The 21985-nt window shown below is 31.8% G+C and carries 14 protein-coding genes and 1 riboswitch; of the genes, 11 read left to right on the top strand and 3 right to left on the bottom strand.

Annotated elements, in window-relative coordinates; genetic code table 11:
* Positions 1-10 precede the first annotated feature (10 nt).
* From I6U48_RS17155 to hutH, 8 genes are all read left to right on the top strand, one after another.
* Positions 11-3091 carry an AAA family ATPase gene (locus I6U48_RS17155; protein ID WP_218321693.1) on the top strand — a complete coding sequence of 1027 codons (3081 nt, stop codon included), beginning with the start codon at positions 11-13 and terminating at the stop codon, positions 3089-3091.
* Between the two features lie 304 nt (positions 3092-3395).
* The gene (locus I6U48_RS17150; protein ID WP_218321692.1) at positions 3396-4886 is read left to right on the top strand and encodes an amino acid permease; all 1491 of its coding nucleotides are present in this window, start codon (positions 3396-3398) and stop codon (positions 4884-4886) included.
* A 98-nt stretch (positions 4887-4984) separates the two neighbouring features.
* Positions 4985-5812 (top strand): histidine racemase CntK family protein, encoded by an 828-nt coding sequence (locus I6U48_RS17145; protein ID WP_218321691.1) that lies wholly within the window; start codon positions 4985-4987, stop codon positions 5810-5812.
* A gap of 358 nt (positions 5813-6170) precedes the next feature.
* Positions 6171-7067 carry a glutamate formimidoyltransferase gene (ftcD, locus tag I6U48_RS17140; protein ID WP_218321690.1) on the top strand — a complete coding sequence of 299 codons (897 nt, stop codon included), beginning with the start codon at positions 6171-6173 and terminating at the stop codon, positions 7065-7067.
* A 108-nt stretch (positions 7068-7175) separates the two neighbouring features.
* Positions 7176-9200 carry a urocanate hydratase gene (gene hutU / locus I6U48_RS17135; protein ID WP_218321689.1) on the top strand — a complete coding sequence of 675 codons (2025 nt, stop codon included), beginning with the start codon at positions 7176-7178 and terminating at the stop codon, positions 9198-9200.
* A 13-nt stretch (positions 9201-9213) separates the two neighbouring features.
* Entirely contained in the window at positions 9214-10467 is a 1254-nt protein-coding gene (gene hutI / locus I6U48_RS17130; RefSeq protein ID WP_218321688.1) for an imidazolonepropionase, read from the top strand.
* 27 nt (positions 10468-10494) lie between these two features.
* Complete coding sequence (locus I6U48_RS17125; RefSeq protein WP_218321687.1) at positions 10495-11133, top strand: cyclodeaminase/cyclohydrolase family protein; 639 nt, start codon at positions 10495-10497, stop codon at positions 11131-11133.
* A gap of 32 nt (positions 11134-11165) precedes the next feature.
* Positions 11166-12689: a histidine ammonia-lyase gene (gene hutH / locus I6U48_RS17120; protein WP_218321686.1), complete on the top strand. Its 1524-nt coding sequence runs from the start codon at positions 11166-11168 to the stop codon at positions 12687-12689.
* A 65-nt stretch (positions 12690-12754) separates the two neighbouring features.
* Here hutH and I6U48_RS17115 read toward each other — a convergent pair whose 3' ends face one another.
* The gene (locus I6U48_RS17115; protein ID WP_218321685.1) at positions 12755-13828 is read right to left on the bottom strand and encodes a TPM domain-containing protein; all 1074 of its coding nucleotides are present in this window, start codon (positions 13826-13828) and stop codon (positions 12755-12757) included.
* Positions 13829-14371: 543 nt separating this feature from the next.
* On the opposite strand from I6U48_RS17115, the gene I6U48_RS17110 reads away from it, so the two are divergent.
* Together I6U48_RS17110 and moaA are read left to right on the top strand one after the other, a co-directional pair.
* Positions 14372-15598 (top strand): molybdopterin molybdotransferase MoeA, encoded by a 1227-nt coding sequence (locus tag I6U48_RS17110; RefSeq protein WP_218321684.1) that lies wholly within the window; start codon positions 14372-14374, stop codon positions 15596-15598.
* Positions 15599-15651: 53 nt separating this feature from the next.
* Positions 15652-16608: a GTP 3',8-cyclase MoaA gene (gene moaA / locus I6U48_RS17105; RefSeq protein ID WP_218321683.1), complete on the top strand. Its 957-nt coding sequence runs from the start codon at positions 15652-15654 to the stop codon at positions 16606-16608.
* Positions 16609-17036: 428 nt separating this feature from the next.
* On the opposite strand, the gene I6U48_RS17100 is transcribed toward moaA, so the two are convergent.
* Both I6U48_RS17100 and I6U48_RS17095 read right to left on the bottom strand, forming a co-directional pair.
* Complete coding sequence (locus I6U48_RS17100) at positions 17037-18662, bottom strand: amidohydrolase (protein WP_218321682.1); 1626 nt, start codon at positions 18660-18662, stop codon at positions 17037-17039.
* Between the two features lie 15 nt (positions 18663-18677).
* A complete protein-coding gene (locus I6U48_RS17095; protein ID WP_218321681.1) occupies positions 18678-20057 on the bottom strand; it encodes an APC family permease in 1380 nt (459 codons plus the stop codon).
* Positions 20058-20204: 147 nt separating this feature from the next.
* A riboswitch (Lysine riboswitch) is annotated at positions 20205-20388 on the bottom strand.
* Between the two features lie 347 nt (positions 20389-20735).
* On the opposite strand from I6U48_RS17095, the gene I6U48_RS17090 reads away from it, so the two are divergent.
* A complete protein-coding gene (locus I6U48_RS17090; protein WP_218321680.1) occupies positions 20736-21899 on the top strand; it encodes an iron-containing alcohol dehydrogenase in 1164 nt (387 codons plus the stop codon).
* Positions 21900-21985 lie beyond the last annotated feature (86 nt).

The following is a 21985-nucleotide window of genomic DNA, read 5'->3' as shown; positions in this document are numbered from 1 at the left end:
AGGTGATGATATGAGTCATATCCAGGTAAAATTATTAGGAGGTTTTGCTGTAACATTAAATGGAAAAAGTATATCATTCCCCTATAATAAAGTGCAAGCACTATTTTGCTATTTATTAATGAAAAAGCAGGCAACAAGAGATGAATTATCAGGACTTTTATGGACTGATATGGAAGAAAATATTGCAAGAAAGAATTTAAGAAACGCTATATATAAGCTTAAAAAATCCTTTGGAGATGAGGAAGTTTTAGAATTCTTAAACAAGTCCACAATTGCACTAAATACAAATATAGATATTGAAGTAGATGTTGATAAATTTATTGAAAACGAAAGTGAAATAAACTTATATACAGGGGAGTTTTTAAAAGGGTATATGCCTAAGGATGCAGAAAGCTTTGAATCTTGGATGATTGAAACTCGTGAATACCTTGAGGAATTATATACAAAAAAACTCAATAAGCAAATAGAATGTGAGAAAGCAAACAAGAACTACGATAAAGTTGAACAATATTGTAAATTACTTGTAAAAATTGATGAATTCAATGAAGAAGCCTATAGAATTCTAATTAATTCATATAAGGAGCAAGGCAAGTTTAATAATGCCATTAGGGCTTACAATAAAATTTCTGATACACTAATGAAGGAATTAGCCACATCTCCTGATGAAAAGACCACAAAGGCATTTAAAGAAATACTTGATCTAATGAATAATAAAAATAATGAAGAGAAATACGAAGATTATTTTTATGGAAGAATTAATGAATTAAGAATAATAAAGAATAATTATATTAATTTTATTAACGATAAGACTTCAAAATCTGTATTAATAAAAGGAGAAATGGGAATAGGTAAGACAAGCCTTAAAGATAGATTTCTTAAATTTTTGGAAAAAGAAAATGTTTATATATTCGAAACAAATTGTTATCAATTTGAAAATGAATATACACTAAAACCTTGGAGAAATATCATTTCAGATTTAACCTCTGTTATAAATAGTGATAAAATTAAAATGCCTGTTCTTTTGGAAAATATAATAAATGATTTAACTCCAGAATCAAATTATGATAATCATTCGGAAAATCTTAAGTTAGACACTGCTGTAGAGCTAATGAAATATGATGTTATAGGTAATGTAATAAGTAATGTATTTAAAAGAATATCTATGAATAAAAAAATTTTAATAATCTTTGAAGATATTCAATGGATGGATTCAGCGAGTATATCTTTACTTGCAAGCTTTGTTTCACATTTTGAAGAAAATAATATAATGTTTTTACTTACTTGTAGAAATGAATTTACGCATGATATTGACAGATTTTTCACATCTATCAATCAGTGTGGAAGAGTTCAAATTATAGAACTTATGAGATTCAATGCTGAAGAGGTTGAGGGATTTATAAATAATGCTCTTCCAAAGTACAATTTATCAAAGGAAGTTACGAAAAAAATATATACAGAGACCGAAGGAAATACATTTTTTCTTACAGAGTATTTAAATACTATTAAAGCAAAACGAAACATTAATATAATGACGTCGAAAATGCAAGATGTCTTAAAGAGTAGATTTGTAGATATATCTAAAGATGAGAAAAAGATAATTGAAATAGCATCACTATTTGATGATGAAGTTTCAATGTTTATATTAAGGGAGTTAACACAAAAAGATGAACTAGAAATTATGGATATAATAGAGCAGCTTGAAAATAAATATATATTAAAAGAAATAACAAAAGAAAATACTATATGTTTCAAGTTCACCCATCAAAAACTGAGAGAATTTCAATATATTAATCTAACACAAGCTAAAAGGAGAATACTTCACAATAAAGTTGGAAAGCTTCTTGAGCAGACACTGAGAAATAATATAAAAGATTTTAATATATATTATAAATTGGTGTATCATTTTCAAAATGCTAGTAATCATATAGAGACGCTTAAATATAAAATTAAAAGCTTAAATGTTCACTTGAACTTTAACCATGAGTTATTTCCTATAATTCCGCATGATGATAGGTCTTATAATAAAGTATATTTTAGCGAAAGTAAAACTGTAAAAAATATTAAGGAAATTGAACAACTTTTAAATAAGGTTAAAGATGAAGAAGGGGATTTAACTGAAGTATTAAGATTCGATGTATGTGTACTTCATATAAAGGGAAGATACTTGATAAGGAAAGGGGAATATGATGAAGGCATAAAGAATATTGAGCATATGATAGATAAAGCAAAAGAAATCAATTTTAATGAGTATACAATTGAAGGCTATAAACAGATGATATATTATTGCATACAGACAAACAAAACTGAAAAAATGATAGAATATATAAACTGGGGACTAAGTTTGGCACAGAAATGCGATTATCATAATGAGATAGGAATATTATTAAGACTTAAAGCTTTATATAATAAAATGATTGGAGAATATGAAGAAGCAGAGAAACTAATACAAGAATCAATAAACACATTAAGTAGTACTAAAAATATTTCGGACCAGTATGCTTTAAACATAGCTGCTTGTTATAATTATATAGGTGACATAAGAAAGAAAAATAGTAAATTTTCAGAAGCATTACAATATTATAATAAAGCTATAGAATTGTGTGATGAAAAAAATGTATTAACAAGTGTTGCTTTATTTCAAACTAATGCAGGCGAAACTTCTTATTATATGGGAAATTGCAATTTAGCAAAAGGATACTTTCAAAATGCATTGAATATTTATAGACAATTTGACTCTATTTGGGGAAAGGCAATTGCTGAAGCTTTTATGGCATTAATTGCAATTAGTGAAGAAAATTATGATGGGGCCTTAAAATATTTAAAAAATGCGGATGAAAACTCAAAAGCTTTAAAGAATCCTAAAGAAATAGGAACGGTATTCAGAGTAAAGACAGAGATAAAAATTAGTATGGATGACAACATTTATATAAAACGAACTTTTGAAAATTATTTAAATGAAAGTCTGGAGGAATACGTTAAACAGGGGATAAAATACTTAAAGGAAGTAAAAGATCAGCATCAAATAGATGTTGTGTATAAACTAATAAATAATGGGGATGTTGCATTTACAAGTAACTATACCAGAAAGTAGAATTATACTCTGAGAGAGGTTACCAAGCTTCGTCATTATAAAAGCTTTGGTAACCTCTCTCTGCCTAAATGCAACAGTCACATTTCATGCGTCAATAAAAAATAATTAAATCTAAGAGAAATTTTTAACAATTAGTCGTTTTGTAGACGTTTTAAAGATGTATGTTAGATATAATAAAAGAAGCTATAGCTAATAATAAAGTTAATTATTAAATTTTTCAAAAAATATTCCGCTAAATGTGAAAACGTTATCGGCATATGATGCAATCTAAATTTTGTTACGAATTAGACGAGGGGGAATTTTAATGGCCACAAATTTGGAAGAAAAACAGCAAGGTGAATTACAAAGAAGTCTAAAAACAAGACACATGAACATGATTGCTATAGGAGGTGCAATTGGAACAGGTCTATTCTTTACCAGTGGTAACACAATCAGCACTTCAGGACCAGGTGGTGCAATTGTGGCATATGGACTTATGGGAATTCTTGTATATTTTTTAATGACATCACTCGGGGAAATGGCAACAATGATACCAAGCTCTGGTTCTTTTGAAACTTATGCGTCAAGATTTGTTGATCCAGCACTTGGATTCGCGTTAGGATGGAATTATTGGTTTAACTGGGCAATTACTGTTGCAGCAGAGTTAGTTGCAGCTGGACTTGTAATTAAGTTTTGGCTACCTAATACTCAAACTACATTTTGGAGTATGGGATTTTTAGTTATTCTTCTTGCTTTAAACCTAATGTCTGCAAGAGCGTATGGTGAAGGTGAATACTGGTTTGCAAGTATAAAAGTTGTAACAATTCTTGTATTTCTTGTTGTAGGTGTACTTATGATATTTGGAATCATGGGAGGTCATTCAACAGGTCTTAGTAATTGGACACTGAATGATGGAAAAGGTAATTCGGCCCCATTTGTAGGTGGTGGAATGGCAATACTTATGAGCTTTTTAACAGCTGGATTTTCATTTGCTGGTACAGAAGTAGTTGGACTCGCTGCTGGTGAATCTGAAAATCCTGAAAAGGATGTACCAAAAGCTATAAATACAGTTTTCTGGAGAATACTTATTTTTTACATTGGTGCAATTGTTGTTATTGGTTTCATTATTCCTTTTACTGATCCAAATTTATTAAAAAATGGTGTATCAGAAATAGCATATAGCCCATTTACTATTGTATTCCAAAGATCTGGCATTGCTGCTGCTGCGTCAATAATGAATGCAGTTATATTAACTTCTGTTCTTTCCTGTGGTAACTCAGGACTTTATGCAGGATCTCGTATGGTATATGCTATGGCTAAAGGTGGAAAAGCTCCAAAAATATTTGCTAAGGTAAATAAAAGAGGAGTTCCAGTAAATGCACTTATTCTTACAGCAGTTATTGCATCAACAGCATTTTTCGCATCACTTGTAGGAGATGGAAAGATATACTATATTCTTTATAATTTATCTGGGCTTACAATTTTCATAGCATGGTTTGGAATAGCAATTTGTCATTACAGATTCAGAAAAGCTTATGTTGCGCAAGGTAGAAAAATTGAAGATTTAAAATATAAAGCATTGTGGTATCCATTTGGACCTATATTCGGAATGATACTTTGCATTATTGTTTTATTTGGTGCTAATATATGGATCTTCCAAGCAGAAACCTTCAGTTGGTTTGATTTTATAACTAACTATGGTATTATTCCTTTATTTTTATGTTTCTATTTTGGATACAAAAAAGCACATAATACAAAGATAGTTCCTATAATGGAATGTGACTTTGTACATGTAGAAGAAAAAATAGCTGAATAGGTAAAATTTATAACTCATATTCCGCATAACTTTGGTAAAATAAAGTTATCAGAATATGAGTTATTATATTATATAAGACAAAAGTAGGGGGTATTTTAATGAAATTGAATTTTATAAAGGTAAATCCAACTGAAAATATGACAATATTCATACTAGATCCTCTTCCAAGATCAATGTATCCAGAAGTAGCAAATAAACTTATGAATTATAACAATTTACATGCTGAACAAGTAGGGTTTATTGAAAGGCCAAACCTTCCAGAAAGTTGTTCAAGGCTTCATATGATGGGGGGAGAGTTTTGTGGCAATGCTTCGAGAGCTTTTGCTGCAATAATGGTTCAAAGGGGATATAGTTCCTTTGAATTGGAAAATGATAAGTACATTGTTCCTTTTGAAGCATCAGGAGTTGAGCAGATTCTTTACGGTGAAGTTAGACAGCTAACTGATAATAGCTTTGAAGTAAAAGTTAAAATTCCACTGCATAAGTCAATAAGTTCTGTTGAAATTAATTACAATGGAATTGATTATAAGGGATTTATCGTAGAGTTTGATGGAATAGCCCATGCAGTAATATCTACAGGGAATGACCTTCCAGGTGAAGGATTGCTTTTAAAGCTTGTAGAAGAACTTTCTCCGTTATCTTACAGTGCCCTTGGTATAATGTTTTACAATGAAGAAAAAGATTTTATAACACCACTTGTCTACGTTAAAGACACAGGAAGTATTATATGGGAAAGAGGTTGTGGAACAGGTACTGCTGCACTTGGTGTAGTATTGTCCTTAAAGTCCCACAATAGTATAGACAAAAAAGTAAACCAGCCAGGTGGAACTATAGATGTCCTTACTAATGTAAGAAATGGCCAGATTGAGGACATTTACCTAAAAGGTGATGTAACTATAGTTGCTGAAGGAGAAGTTTACATATAACTTAGGTATTAAAAAAGTCTATATTTTAAATTATAAGAATTGTCCTAGATAAATTTTTTGCTAAGATTTATCTAGGACAATTCTATTTTTATAGTGCTGAAGCTTGGAAACATATTCCGGAGTGTAAATCAACTTTTGGCCGTAGGTGTCTGTATCAATAGTGGCTTAAGAAACTAAAAGAATATTGATCTATGCATGGAATTTATTACAATATGAACTTCGTGAATGCTTTAGCGTCAATAAAGATAATTAAATTTTATTTATATTTTTTAATAAAAATTTCTATAATAGACGCTTTATAGATGTGTAAACGATATAATGAAAACAAATAAGAAACAAATCAAGGAGGAAAAGCAACATGGCAAAAATAGTAGAATGCGTACCTAATTTTAGTGAAGGTAGAGATAAAGAATTAATTGAAAAAGTTGTAGATGAAGTTAGAAAAACAGAAGGCGTAAAGCTTTTAGATTATTGTTCAGATAAAGATCATAACAGATCAGTTGTAACTTTCTTAGGAGGACCAGAACAAGTAAAAGAAGCTGCTTTTAGACTTATTAAAAAAGCTTCAGAACTTATAGATATGAGTAAACACTCAGGAGCACATCCAAGAATGGGTGCTACAGACGTAGTTCCTTTTATTCCAATAAAAGATATAACTACTGAAGAATGTGTTGAACTAGCTAAAGAGTTAGGAAAAAAAGTTGGAGAAGAGTTAAATATACCTGTTTACTTATATGAAGATGCTGCATCGTGTCCAGAAAGACAAAATTTAGCAAACGTAAGAAAAGGACAATATGAAGGTTTCTTTGAAAAAATAAAACAACCTGAGTGGAAACCAGATTTCGGACCATGTGAAATGAATGTAAAGAGTGGAGCAACTGTAATAGGAGCAAGATTCCCATTAATAGCGTATAACGTAAACTTAGGTACAGATAATATAGAAATAGCAAATGCTATAGCTAAAAAAATAAGACATATGAGTGGTGGACTTAGATATGCTAAAGCTGTTGGAGTAATGTTAACTGAAAGAAACATAGCTCAAGTTTCAATAAATATGGTGAATTATGAAAAAACATCTGTATATACTATTCAAGAAATGGTTAAAATGGAAGCAAAAAGATATGGGGTACCAGTAGTTGGTGCTGAAGTTATAGGTCTTATTCCAATGAAAGCTTTAATAGATTGTGCAGAATATTATCTTCAGATTGAAAACTTTGATGTAAATCAAGTATTAGAATCAAGATTAACTGAATAATTTAAAAAACAAGGAGATTAAGGGTTAAAATGACCTTTGACAAGTAATTCACGAGCGGGAGGGAGTAGGGTTAACTGCTCAGTGTTCCGAATAAAAGGAGGAAATGTTATGAATACAAACATAGATATTAAAAATGCAATGACAGTAAAGTTAGATGACGTATTGCCAGAAATGCCTAAATTTCAGGAAGGAATAAGAAGAGCACCAGATAGAGGATTTCATTTAACTCAAGCTCAAACTGAAATTGCTTTAAAAAATGCTTTGAGATATATTCCATCGGAGTTTCATGAACAATTAATTCCTGAATTTTTAGAAGAGTTAACTACAAGAGGAAGAATTTATGGATATAGATTCCGTCCAGAAGGAAGAATTCATGGAAAACCTATTGATGAATATAAAGGAAACTGTGTAGAAGGTAAAGCTTTCCAGGTTATGATAGATAACAATTTAGACTTCGAAGTAGCATTATATCCATATGAATTAGTTACTTACGGTGAAACAGGAAGCGTGTGTCAAAACTGGATGCAATATAGACTTATAATGAAGTACTTAGAAGTTATGACTCAAGATCAAACATTAGTAGTAGAATCAGGACATCCACTAGGATTATTTAAATCTAACCCAAATGCTCCAAGAGTAATAATAACAAATGCTATGATGATTGGTATGTTTGACAACTTAAAGGATTGGGAAGTAGCAGAAGAAATGGGTGTTGCAAACTATGGACAGATGACAGCTGGTGGTTGGATGTATATAGGACCACAAGGTATAGTTCATGGAACATTTAACACTTTACTTAATGCTGGAAGAATGAAGCTTGGAATTCCAAATGATGGTGACTTAGCTGGACATGTTTTTGTAAGTTCAGGGCTTGGTGGAATGAGTGGTGCTCAGCCAAAAGCTGTAGAAATAGCAAATGGTATTGGTATAATTGCAGAAGTAGATGAATCAAGAATTAAGACAAGACTTGACCAAGGTTGGGTTGGTAAAATGTCTTCAAATCTAGATGAAATATTTGAAATAGTTAAAGAGTACAGAGTTAAGAAAGAAAGCATATCTATTGCATATCATGGAAATATAGTTGACTTACTTGAATATGCAGTTAAAAATGATATGAAGATAGAATTACTATCAGACCAGACTTCTTGTCATAACGTATATGAAGGCGGATATTGTCCAAGTGGAATTACTTTTGAAGAAAGAACAAGACTTCTTGGTGAAGATAGAGAAACCTTTGTTAAATTAGTAGATAAGACACTTAGACGTCATTTTGAATTAATAAAAGCTTTAGTAGAAAAAGGAACTTATTTCTTTGATTATGGTAATTCCTTTATGAAAGCAGTATATGATGCTGGTGTTCAAGAAATATCTAAGAATGGAATAGATGAAAAAGACGGATTTATTTTCCCTTCTTATGTAGAAGATATAATGGGACCACAATTATTCGACTATGGTTATGGACCATTTAGATGGGTTTGCTTAAGTGGAAAGAAAGAAGACTTAATTAAGACAGACCATGCAGCAATGGAATGTATAGATCCTAACAGAAGATATCAAGATAGAGATAACTACAACTGGATAAAAGACGCAGAAAAGAATAAAATGGTAGTAGGAACTGAAGCAAGAATATTATATCAAGATGCTATTGGAAGAATAAATATAGCACTTAAATTTAATGAAATGGTAAGAAAAGGTGAAATAGGACCAGTAATGATGGGAAGAGATCACCATGATGTTAGTGGAACAGATTCTCCTTTTAGAGAAACATCAAACATTAAAGATGGAAGTAATGTTATGGCGGATATGGCTGTTCAGTGTTATGCAGGAAATGCTGCTAGAGGTATGAGTTTAGTTGCTCTTCATAATGGTGGTGGTGTTGGTATAGGAAAATCTATAAACGGAGGTTTTGGATTAGTACTAGATGGAAGCTATAGAGCAGACGAGATAATTAAATCAGCACTTAGCTGGGACGTTATGGGTGGAGTTTCAAGACGTTCATGGGCAAGAAATGAACATTCAATTGAAACGGTTATAGAATTTAATAAAAATCATGAAGGAACAGATCACGTAACACTTCCATATTTAGCAGATGAAGCTGCAGTGAAAGAAGCCGTTTCTAAATACTTTAAGTAGTGGAGGAAATTATATGATAATTAAAAATATAGGCTGCCTGGTAACTTGTGCCGGCAGCTACCCTAAGACTAAGGAACAATTAAAAGATGCTGGAATAATAGAAAATGGTTATATAGTAATAGAAGATAATCTTATAGTGGATGTAGGCAGTGGTGATGGCTATAAAAAGTATTTAAAGGATGACACTGAGGTAATAGACGCTGAAGGTAAGACAGTAACTCCAGGACTTATAGATAGCCACACTCATGTAGTATATGCAGGTTCAAGAGAATTTGAATTGCCTTTAAAATTGCAAAAAATGAAATATATAGACATACTTAATGCTGGTGGTGGAATATTAAGCAATGTAACTAAAACAAGAGAAGCCTCCAAAGAAATGCTGGAAGCTGAAACAAAGAAAAGATTAGATTTAATGCTTGCACATGGTACTACAACAGTAGAGAGCAAGTCAGGCTATGCTTTAGATTTTGAAAATGAAATAAAGATGTTGGAAGTAAATAAAAGCTTAAATAAAAATCATCCTATGGATGTAATTTCAACTTACCTGGGTGCACATGCTATACCTAAAGAGTATAAAGAAAACAGAGATGGATACATAGACCTAATGATTAATGAAGTTATGCCTTATATTCAAGAACATGAATTAGCTGATTTTGTTGATTGTTTCTGTGAAGAAGGAGTTTTCTCTGTAGAAGAAGCTAGAAAGATTTTAAAAGCAGGCCAATCTTTAGGTTTAAAAGCTAAGATCCATGCAGATGAGATAGAATCAATAGGTGGAGCAGAGCTTGCCGGAGAAATTAAGGCTGTATCTGCAGAACATCTAGTAGGAGCTTCGGACCAAGGGATAAAAGCTATGGCAGATAACAAGGTTATTGCTGTGATATTGCCAACTACATCTTTTTATTTAATGTTAGATACCTTTGCAAGAGCAAGAAAAATGATAGAAGAAGGTGTTCCAGTAGCATTATCTACTGACTGTAACCCTGGAACCTCGCCTACTGAATCTTTGCAAAGCACTATGACCTTTGCTTGCTTTGGACTTAGAATGATGCCAGAAGAGATAATAAATGGAATGACTATAAATGCTGCTTGTGCAGTTTGCAGAGAAAAAGAAATTGGAAGTATAGAAGTTGGCAAAAAAGCAGACTTAGCTATTTTCAATGCTAAAAACTTAAATTACTTATTCTATCATTTCGGAGTAAATGCAGTAGATAAAGTAGTTAAAGACGGAAAAATAGTTGTGCAGGATGGAAAAGTTTCATATTAATATTTATGAAGTGGGGGAAAGTAAAAAATGCTTCAAAATTTAACAGTAAAAGGTTTTGTAGAAGAATTAGGTTCAAAATCTCCAGCTCCAGGTGGTGGAAGTATAGCAGCACTTTCTGCTTCACTAGCAAGTGCTTTAGCTAGTATGGTGTTTAACCTTACTATAGGAAAGAAAGAGTATAACGAATACGATGAGCAGTTAAAAGGAAAAATTGACAATGCTTTCAAAGAAGTTAGTGTATCTCAGGAAGAATTCTTAGAACTTATGGAAAGAGATACCAATGCTTTCTTAGATTTAATGAAAGCTTTTAAGATGCCTAAAAATACTGAAGAAGAAATTGCTGCTAGAAAAGAGAAAATAAATGAAGGTAATAAGCTTTCTATTGATATTCCTTTATCAGTAGCAGAAAAAGCATTAAAAATATATGAATATGTACATATAGCAGTAATACATGGAAACGAAAACGCAATATCAGATGCAGGTGTTGCTGCATCTTTAGTAGAAACTGCAGTTGAGGGAGCGGTACTAAACGTAAAAATAAATACTTTAGGTTTAAAAGATGAAGCTCGCAAAAAAGAGCTAAGAGATAAATGCAGTGATTTACTTAAAAAGAGTAAAGAAAGAAAAGAAGAAATTATGAATATTATAGAAAGTAAATTGGCATAGCATTTAAGGCTGTACCAAGAAGGAGGAAAAACATGGGGATTGTAAAATTAAACGGATATAACTTAACTATAGAGGACGTAATAAATGTTGCATGTAAAGGCTACGAAGTATGTCTTACTGAGGAAGCTAAGAAAAAGGTTATAGAATCAAGAAAAATAGTAGATGATATCGTTGAAAATGAGAAAACAGTTTATGGAATTACTACAGGTTTTGGAAAATTTTCAGATGTAACTATATCAGGAGAACAATGTAAAACTCTTCAAAGAAACCTAATAATATCTCACTCTTGTGGTGCAGGAGAAAAGTTTTCTACAGATATAGTAAGAGCTATAATGTTACTTAGAGCTAATGCTCTAGCAAAGGGATTTTCAGGAATAAGAATAAGCACTTTAGAAACTCTTATAGCTATGCTTAACAAAGGAGTACATCCATGTATACCTGAAAAAGGATCACTAGGAGCATCAGGAGACTTAGCACCACTTTCACATATGGTATTGCCAATGCTTGGTGAAGGTGAAGCTGAATTTGAAGGCAAAATTTTATCCGGAAAAGAAGCTATGGGAAAAGCAGGAATAGAAACTATTGACCTTGTAGCTAAAGAAGGATTAGCATTAATAAATGGAACTCAAGCAATGACTGCAGTAGGTACAATAGCGCTACATAACGCAATGAATCTTGTGAAACTTAGTGATGTAATAGGAGCTTTAACATTAGAAGCATTAAGAGGAATAAGAACAGCATATGATCCAAGAGTTCACGAAGTAAGACCACATGCAGGACAAATTCAAACAGCTAAAAATATGCTTGCTTTAGTAGAAGGCAGTACTTTTGTAACTAATCAAGGAGAATTAAGAGTACAAGATGCTTATACTCTAAGATGTATACCACAAATACATGGTGCTAGCAAAGATGCTATAAACTATGTAAAAGAGAGAGTAGAAACAGAAATTAACTCTGCTACAGATAATCCAATTGTATTCGAAAATGGAGATGTAATATCTGGTGGAAACTTCCACGGACAACCTATGGCATTAAGCTTTGATTTCCTTGGAATTGCAGTAGCTGAACTTGCCAACATATCAGAGAGAAGACTTGAAAGATTAGTAAACTTCCAATTAAATGACTTACCACCTTTCCTTGTAAAAAATGGTGGATTAAACTCTGGATTTATGATTACTCAATATGCAGCTGCAGCTTTAGTATCAGAAAATAAAGTGCTTGCTCACCCAGCATCAGTAGATTCTATTCCTTCTTCAGCAAACCAAGAAGACCATGTAAGTATGGGTACTATTGCTGCTAGAAAGGGCTTAGAAATTTCCAAGAATGTTAGAAGAGTACTTGCAACAGAACTTATGGCTGCTTGTCAGGCTATAGACTTTAGAGATGGCTTAAAACTTGGAAAAGGTACAGAAGCAGCTTATAATACATTAAGAAAACATGTAAGTTTTGTGGAAGAAGACAAAGTTATGTATGTTGAATTAGATAAATGTGACGAACTTTTAGCAAATGGAGAATTACTTGAAGCTGTAGAAGCAAAAGTAAAAGTAGAATTTTAGAATCCATAAGGATAAAAAGCAGAAAATCAACTTATACTCCTTCGTATAAGTTGATTTTTGTTTTTTTACCAATCTGAACTGCCAGAGGAACTATCGCTGTAAGAATTATCACTAGAGGAATTACCCCAATCGGATTCTCCGCTAGACATTCCCCAGCTTCCACTACTTAATTTTGTATCATCATCTATATAAGTAGAATCGGTATTATCATTACTGTAATCATTATGGTTATAGGAGTTATCATGGTAATCATCATCATGCACATAATGATTACTATCGTGATGATTATGACTTAACATTTCGCCAACAATCATTCCTTCTACAAAACCGCTTCCGTTGTTACCGTATCCTCCATTTTGATTGATAACGGTGGTATTATTTACAACATTCCTTTCCCCTTGAGTTGGATTTGTACTATTCGAATATTTGTTATAAATCGGTTCTTCTTCTGATAAGTTAGCAGATCTAAAATGGTTGCTTTTTCGAGAGGAATCACCATTTAAACCATTTTCTCGTGCGAATCTATCAACTCTTTCTTTTCCTTTCTTTTTAATATAATATACTGTAATTATAATTATCAATGCAGCAATTATTAAAAATATAATTAATCCTGTATGATTTTGTTTTGCTTGAACAGTTTTACTTAATCCGTTATCTACAACTTTAACTTGTCCTGTTTTGACAGCCTTTGTTGTAATATCTTCATCAATTGTTTTTCCTATTTTTAAAATTCCTGTATTAAAGTCACTTTTTTTGAAATCTGAATCTGGTAATTTTGCAATTCTATTGGCTTCGGAAGAAGTAAATACTGCATTTAAGCCAGCTCCAAATAGAAATTTACTTTTATGATCTGCCGTAGCTACAATAAAGATAGCATACTTATCTGTAGAAGTCATTGTTTTTACAAGACTGTCAGCATAGTCATTCATGTTTTTTCCCTGAAGAGATTTTATTATAACAATTCTTGCTTGGGCACCGGTATTCTTTTCTAATTTTTGAAAGTTACTATTGATTTGTTCTGTTGTAGAGGCACTAAGTACTCCGGCATCGTCTTTCACATATGCTGCTGCTGCTAATGTCACATTAGTTATTAAGAATACGAATAAAACAGATAAAAATATAAGTTTTTTTAATTTCACTAGATATTCCCACCTTTCAATAATATGGAAGTTACATAATGTAATAATATAATTGGCATAGTTGTATTCTTTAGATAGGTAATATTTTGTTACTTTTTCATTATCTCAAATGTCACAAAAAAAAGCAATATAAGGCTAAGATAAGAAAATATAGTTTTTAGAATGAATTTATTCCGAACATTAAGTGAATTGTTTTTACAATTATGAAATATTGATCAAATATCGAACAAATTTAGTAAGATTAAAAAAAATAGATTATATAGGAAAATATGCATTAAAGTATACAGTAAAATATCTTAATTATTGACAACATATATTAAAAAGTATACTATTATATAAAAAACAAAATATTTATAAAATTTTGGTTTGATCAAAAATTGAACAATAAAATTTGCATTCAAAAGAAATATTTATTTTAAAGAGAGTATATAGTGTTTTTAAATTAAATCTTATTTTTAGTGTAAATTATTATGTATTTGTGGCGTTGAAAATGACAGGTAAGGGGAAAATTAAGATACTATTAAATATGGGAGGTTATTAAAAATGGATTTTTATAAAATGATATCTGTTGAAGAAGCAAAAAGTATCATAGACACTAATTTTTCTATAAGTTTAGAAAAAGAATTGATAGATATTAAAGAATGTAATAATAGAATACTATATGAAGATATTATATCACCTTTAAATATCCCAGGGTTTAAAAAATCTACAGTTGATGGTTATGCGGTAAAGCATGAAGATGTCCAAGGAGTTAGTGAAAGTGCACCTTCTGCCTTGAGATTAAAAGGAGAAGTGATAATGGGTAAAATGCCTACAGAAGCATTAAAACTTTCTGGTGAATGTATGTATGTTCCTACAGGAGGCATGATACCTGAGGGTGCGGACAGCGTAGTTATGATAGAGTATACTGAAAAAGTAGAGAATAATACAATATTAATAAGTAATTCTGTAAGTTTTGGTGAAAACGTATTTAATGAAAATGAAGATGTGGAATTAGGAGAAACTGTACTCAAAGCAGGGACTCTTCTCAAACCTTATAGTATAGGGATGCTGGCAAGTCTTGGAATTACCAAGGTACCAGTTGCTTGTAAACTTAAAGTAGCAATAATTTCAACAGGAGATGAAATCGTATCTCCAGAAGAAAAGCCAGAATTAGGTCAAATCAGAGATATTAATTCATATCTTTTATACTCTTCTGTGATTGAAGATGCTGGAGAACCAGTATTTTATGGAGTAATAAGAGATGATTATGAAAAATTGTTACATAGTGCGAAAAAAGCTATCAATGAGTGTGATATAGTTCTTATATCTGGAGGAAGTTCAGTAGGAAAAAAGGATCAAACTGCAAAAGTTATAGATTCTTTAGGGGAACCAGGCATACTTCTTCACGGAATATCAATAAAGCCAGGTAAGCCAACTATTGTAGGAAAAATAGAGAATAAGCCTATATTCGGATTGCCAGGTCATCCACTATCCTGTGCGGTAATTTATAAAACATTAGTTAGATATCTTATGCAAAAGATAACAAGCACTGAAGAAAAAGACTATCCTATTCAATGTAAGTTTAGTATTAATTATCGAAAAACACATGGAAGAGAAGAATATCTTCCAGTTACTATTAATGCTGTAGAAGGAGAATATACAGCGGTACCTGTTTTTACTAAGTCTGCAGCTATAAGTGGATTTACTAAAGCATGGGGTTATGTAAAGGTTAACAAAAATGCAGAAGGAATTCTTAAGGATCAAAAAGTATATGTTTATAAATTGTAAATATATAATAACGAGAAAAGGTGTAATTAAAATAAATTTAGGGGATGGATATTATGATTGATAAGTATGGAAGAAACATAAACTACTTACGAGTGTCCCTGACAGATCGATGCAATTTAAGATGTATATATTGTATGCCAGAGGAAGGAGTACAAAAGCTTCATCATCAGGATATATTAAGATTTGAAGATGTAGTAAAAGTAGTAAAGGCAACTGCTAAAATCGGTATAAATAAAATAAGATACACTGGTGGAGAGCCGCTTATTTTAAAAGGAATAGATAAACTTATACATGAAACTTCTAAAATTGAAGGAATTAAGGATATATCTATAACTACTAATGGTATCCTATTATATGATTCGGCAGAAGAATTAAAAAAAGCAGGTTTAAATAGAGTAAATATAAGTTTAGATACTTTAAAAGAAGATAGATTTTATAAGATTACTAGAGGTGGAAGTTTAAAAAGTGTTATTCGAGCTATTGAAAAATGTATAAGCCTTGGATATGGACAGATTAAAATAAACTCAGTGCTTTTAAAGGGCATAAATGATGATGAAATTGAGAACTTTATGAATCTTACAAAGGAACTTCCAATACATGTGAGATTCATAGAACTAATGCCAATGGGTGAGGCCTTTGGTATATATGAAAAAGGAAGTATAAAATGTGATGAGATTATAAAAAAATTCGATAGCCTTATCTCTGTAAATAATGAAAAAAGCAGTACTGCAGAACTTTATAAATTACCTAATGCCAAAGGTATGGTAGGTTTTATAAGGCCTATAAGCTGTAAATTCTGTGAAGATTGCAATAGAATAAGACTTACATCTACAGGAACAATAAAACCTTGTCTTCATTCAGAGGAAGAATATGATATAAAGAAATATATAAAAAATGAAGGAATATTAGCTGAAGTTTTGAAAAAAATAATATCAAACAAGCCTTCTGAACATCATTTAGAAGAGCAAGGAAGTCTCAGTGCAAAAATGATGTATCAAATCGGCGGTTAAAAAATAAGACAAGAGGTTGTCGCACTTATAGACAAACACGGCCGAAAGTTGACTTGTAAAAAATATTTATTGGTAACAGTTAACTCAAGTTAAATGTTTTTAGAGGACAGAGGACAATTGACAGATGACAGTGAAGGAGGATTTTTCTTCGTTACACTACGAAAAATCTTTAATTTAAAAGAAACTCTTGCTCTCTGGTTTGACAGGACTACTTTTTGAATATCTAAATAAGCGATATTTTGCATTAGCAAAACAAGCCTAAAAAATAAATTAGTTTTCTGACGTAAGGAAGAAAACTCACCTTCACTGTCCTATGTCCTCTGTCAATTGGCATCTAAAAGTATATTTATATTTTCCAAATATCACCAATAATTCTGATGGTATAAGTTAAGTGTCGGCCGTGCAACCCTATATGGCGCAACAGCCTCTTATTTTTTATATATAACTTTTCCGCCTAATAATGTCATTTCCACCTCTAGATCTTTTATTCTATCTTTGTCAACTTCAAAAATATCCTCAGATAAAACTACCATATCTGCTAGTTTACCTTCTTCAATTGATCCTTTAATAGTATCCTCAAAAGAAGCATAAGCACTTCCCATAGTATAATTATAGACAGCCTCCTCAATAGATAGTCTTTCCTCAGGCATCCACCCTTTTTCAGGATATCCATTTAGATCTTTTCTAGTTACTGCACAGTATATTGAAGGCATAACGTCAAGTGCTTCGACAGGACAATCAGTACCTAAAGCTATGTGAATACCTTTTTGTATCATAGTCTTAAAGGCATAAGAACTTTTCATTCTTTCTCTTCCTATTCTATCTTCTACCATGTGTAAATCATAATGAATAAAGATTGGTTGAATATGAGCAATTATGTCCAACTCTTTAAATTTATTTAGTAAGATTTCATCAGTTATTTGGCAATGAACAATACTATGACGATGATTTTTTTTAGGGTTAACTTTTAATGCTTTTTGAAATGCCTCAAAAGTCATATACATAGCTTTGTCACCTATGCAGTGGACAGCAATCTGCATTCCTGAATTATGAGCTGTTAATATAAGCTCATTAAGTTCTTTTTGGTCATAGACTAATATACCTGAAGTCGAAGGATCATCAAAATAGGGCTTACACAAAGCGGCGGTTCTTGCACCTAAAGAACCATCAACCAATAGCTTAAGAGGACCAATTTTGAAAAATTCATCACCTTGTCCTGTAGTAAAGCCTTCCTTAAGAAACTTTTCAAGCTTATCTTTGGCAGGCAGCAAACACTGCTCGTTAACTCTTAAGGTTAAATTACCAGATTCCTTTAATTCGTTATAGGCATTTATAACTTGAATATAGTCAACACCTGGGATTGAGGTAAAGTCATCAGATTGAATAGATGTTAATCCTTTACTGTTTGCGTAATAAGTTGCTTCTTTTATCATATTTTTTAGCTCTTCTGAAGTTGGACTTGGAATTTTATCATAAACAAGGGAAAGAGCTTTTTCTCTAAAAATACCTATAGGTTCACCGTTTTTATCTATATCAAATTGACCTCCTTCAACCTGAGGAGTTTCTTTCGTTATACCTAATAACGCTAAAGCCTTACTATTAACTACGCATATATGGATACAGGCTCTAGTTATGACTATAGGATATTCAGTGGAGATTTTATCTAAGTCATATTTAGTAGGAAACCTTTTTTCCTTTTTAAAATAGTCTTGGTTCCAGCCTTTTCCTCTTATCCATTTATTCTTCACAAGGTTCTTAGCATTAATAAAAGTTTTAACTCTTTCGATTAATTCTTCTATTGATGAACAGCTATTTAAATCGATCATACTTAAGCTATTTGCAAAATTTAAAAGGTGCATATGGCTATCATTAAAACCAGGTAATATTACTTTACCTTTTAAATCTATAATTTCTGTAATGTTAGTTTTGAGAGCAAAAATTTCAGAAGATGTTCCTGTTTTAACTACTTTTCCATTTTTGATAGCAACTGCTTCTGTAATTTTATTTAGCATGTCCATTGTGTGAACTTTTCCGTTTATTAATATAAGATCCATTTTAGTTCCTCCGGTCTATAATATTTTTTCTGTATCTTTTTCAACTTTATTTGATTTAATCATTTTATTTTTGAATATATAATATACAGGTATACCTATCAATGGTACTAATAGTCCTATTAGAGAAGAATGGAGGTCTTCAAATAAAGTATTTATAAGTATAAAAGATGAAACTATTATTACTAATATTGGTAGTACTGGATATCCCCATACCTTATATGGTCTCTCCATTTTAGGATATTTTTTTCTTAGTATAAATACGGAACATATAGCAAGAATGTAGAATATCCATTGAGAGAAAACTACCATTGTTGTAAGCTGTTGAAAGCTTCCTGTAAAAATCAATAAAATTGATACGACAGCAGATGCAATTAAAGCTGGAATTGGAGTTTTATGTTCTGGATGAATATTTTCAAACCATTTAAAGAAGAGGCCATCCTTTGCCATAGCATAATATAAACGCGGAAAGGTAAGTACACATCCATTACAAGAACCAAATATAGAAAGAAATGCTCCAATTGTAACTAAAACTCCACCAGCAGAACCTAAAAGCGATATGGCTGCTGTAGCACCTGGCTTTGCATCAGAGGCTATAACACTAGCTGGCAGCACTCTTAAAAGTGCATAATTGAATAGTATATAAATAGCTGTAACACCAGTTATGGCTATAATGATAGCAAGTGGAAGGTTTTTTCTAGGATTTTTAATTTCTTCAGCTACGGTGTTAAGATTAGTCCAACCTTCATAAGCCCATAAGGATGCAATTAAGGCTACAGCAAAAATTCCAGTAAAATTACCTGTGCCTGGTGATAAAGTCATAGAATTATGTTGTGTACCTAGTGCAAGTCCTAAAACAATAATTATTAATATAGGAACTAACTTTCCAACCATAAATATATTTTGAATTAGGCTTCCAAATTTAATTCCAAGACAGTTAATGGCCGTTAAAAAAATTATAATTGCAATAGCAAAGATTTTTATAGCAATAGAAGATAACGGATATAGAGCACTAAAATAGGTTCCAAGACCAACAGCTAAGGCAGCAATAGATCCAGATCCAGCAACCCAAAACATTGTCCATCCGGATAAAAAAGCAACTAGTGGTCCATAAGCTTCCCTAAGATAAATATATGCTCCTCCTGACCTTGGCATAGCGGCGCCTAGTTCTGCATAACAAAGACCCGCAAGTAAACTAACGACTCCACCAGCTAGCCAAACTAAAAGAGAAAAACCTGGAGCGTTATGTGAACGTTGAAGCACAAAAGTTCCTATAAAAAATATTCCTGAGCCTATCATGATACCAGCAATAATTGAAACTGCACTAAAAAGCCCCATTTCTCTCTTAAACTCAGTATCTACTTTGGTAAGTTCTAATATTCTATTTTCATTACTCATTATAACAATCCCTTCTAAATAAATTTTCCACTTTAGTGTTTAATTTTACATTATTACCTCAAAATAGGCGAACAAAAAACACCTAACAAGCTGTTAGGTGCATGTTTTTTCAAAAAATGCACACTCACACCTCCCCCTCGGACCTTGTATTGAGATAGCGCTCCATTAGGAGGATGGTCAGTCATCCTAATGACAGTCCTGCAACTATTTGATGCAGACCCAGCCTTAAGTTTTAGGTGCTTAAGACTTCGGCGATGGCTCCTTTCTACATATTTCATAGGCTTCCAGCCTCCATAAATATACTCTTAGACATCGCGCCTCTACCTCACCTCTGGAGGAGATGAGGTACTATTTAGTTTTAATAATACAATTTTTTTAATAATAATACAGTTCTGTTAGTTTGTCAAGAATATTATGGAAATTAAAATAAATAAATGACAATGTTGGAATTTATTTAAAAATAGTAAAAAATAAAAAAGTTTATAACTTAACTAATAACATATAACTATACTAAGAATAATAATTTTAGGTGATTGTGAGGAAATCAGCAAAGGATATATCAACTTACTGGAAACTAGTGGTATAATAATTGCTGAGAGATAAAAATGAATTTAGAATAGATATAATAAGATAAAGATAAGTTACAAAATTAATATCTATTTAGAGGGAGTGACTGTTGTGTTAAATTTTAATTATTCTATACCAACAAAGATATTCTTTGGAAAGGGACAAATTAAAGTATTGGGCAACCAATTAAAATTATACGGTTCCAAAGTATTATTAGTTTATGGGGGAGGCAGTATAAAAAGAAATGGTATATTTGATAAAGCTATTAGTATTTTAAAAGAAAATCAAATTAATTATTGGGAATTATCAGGTGTTGAACCCAATCCAAGGATTACAACAGTAAGAAAAGGTATTGAAATTTGCAGAGAAAATTCTATAGATATAGTATTAGCTATAGGTGGAGGTAGTTCTATTGATTGTGCAAAAGTAGTAGCAGCAGGATATTATTACGAAGGTGATGCTTGGGATATTGTAGTTAATCCAAGAAAAATTAAAAAAGTGCTTCCTATTGCATCAATATTAACCCTATCTGCTACAGGATCAGAAATGGATGTTTTTTCTGTAATTACTAACATGGATACTAACGAAAAACTAGGGACAGGACACCCAGATATGGCTCCAAAATTTTCGATATTAGATCCTACATATACATTTACAGTACCTGCGAATCAAACAGCAGCGGGGACTGCAGATATAATGAGCCATATTTTTGAAGCGTATTTTGAAAAGACAAAAGAGGCTTATCTGCAAAACAGAATGGCTGAAGCTCTTTTAAAAACTTGTATAAAATATGGGAAAATAGCTGTGGAAGATCCTGAAAATTATGAAGCCAGAGCTAATTTAATGTGGGCTTCGAGTCTTGCAATTAATGGCCTTCTAAGCTATGGTAAACGTTCGGAGTGGAGTGTTCATCCAATGGAACATGAACTAAGTGCATTTTATGATATTACTCATGGTGCAGGTCTTGCTATTTTAACACCACACTGGATGGAATATGTCCTAGATGACAGTACATTAGATAATTTCGTTGAGTATGGCATTAATGTTTGGGAAATCGGTGATAATCAAGATAAGTATGACATAGCTAAGCAAGCAATTCAAAAAACAAAAGAATATTTTATTTCTTTAGGAATTCCTTCTACTTTAAGAGAGGTTGGAATTGAAGAGAATAAGTTAGAAAAGATGGCGCAGCAAGCTACTAGATACGGTAATGTAGGAAACTTTAAGCAACTTAATACACAAGATGTTTTGAATATATTTAAAGCAGCCTTCTAACTTGAGACTTTATAGGCATCCACGGCCGACACTTAACTTATGCGACCGGATATATTGACATTCTTCCAGCACGATAAATACTTTTG

The organism is Clostridium thailandense (assembly GCF_019207025.1).
GTDB lineage: Bacteria > Bacillota > Clostridia > Clostridiales > Clostridiaceae > Clostridium_AM > Clostridium_AM thailandense.
This window is presented reverse-complemented; position numbering and strand designations above follow the sequence as displayed.

Excerpts from the sequence above, each read along its gene's own strand:
- I6U48_RS17100 (WP_218321682.1), bottom strand. The coding sequence starts at position 18,662 with ATGGATCTTATATTAATAAACGGAAAAGTTCACACAATGGACATGCTA.
- ftcD (WP_218321690.1), top strand. The coding sequence starts at position 6,171 with ATGGCAAAAATAGTAGAATGCGTACCTAATTTTAGTGAAGGTAGAGAT.
- hutU (WP_218321689.1), top strand. The coding sequence starts at position 7,176 with ATGAATACAAACATAGATATTAAAAATGCAATGACAGTAAAGTTAGAT.
- I6U48_RS17155 (WP_218321693.1), top strand. The coding sequence starts at position 11 with ATGAGTCATATCCAGGTAAAATTATTAGGAGGTTTTGCTGTAACATTA.
- I6U48_RS17095 (WP_218321681.1), bottom strand. The coding sequence starts at position 20,057 with ATGAGTAATGAAAATAGAATATTAGAACTTACCAAAGTAGATACTGAG.
- I6U48_RS17150 (WP_218321692.1), top strand. The coding sequence starts at position 3,396 with ATGGCCACAAATTTGGAAGAAAAACAGCAAGGTGAATTACAAAGAAGT.
- I6U48_RS17110 (WP_218321684.1), top strand. The coding sequence starts at position 14,372 with ATGGATTTTTATAAAATGATATCTGTTGAAGAAGCAAAAAGTATCATA.
- hutH (WP_218321686.1), top strand. The coding sequence starts at position 11,166 with ATGGGGATTGTAAAATTAAACGGATATAACTTAACTATAGAGGACGTA.
- hutI (WP_218321688.1), top strand. The coding sequence starts at position 9,214 with ATGATAATTAAAAATATAGGCTGCCTGGTAACTTGTGCCGGCAGCTAC.
- I6U48_RS17125 (WP_218321687.1), top strand. The coding sequence starts at position 10,495 with ATGCTTCAAAATTTAACAGTAAAAGGTTTTGTAGAAGAATTAGGTTCA.
- moaA (WP_218321683.1), top strand. The coding sequence starts at position 15,652 with ATGATTGATAAGTATGGAAGAAACATAAACTACTTACGAGTGTCCCTG.
- I6U48_RS17145 (WP_218321691.1), top strand. The coding sequence starts at position 4,985 with ATGAAATTGAATTTTATAAAGGTAAATCCAACTGAAAATATGACAATA.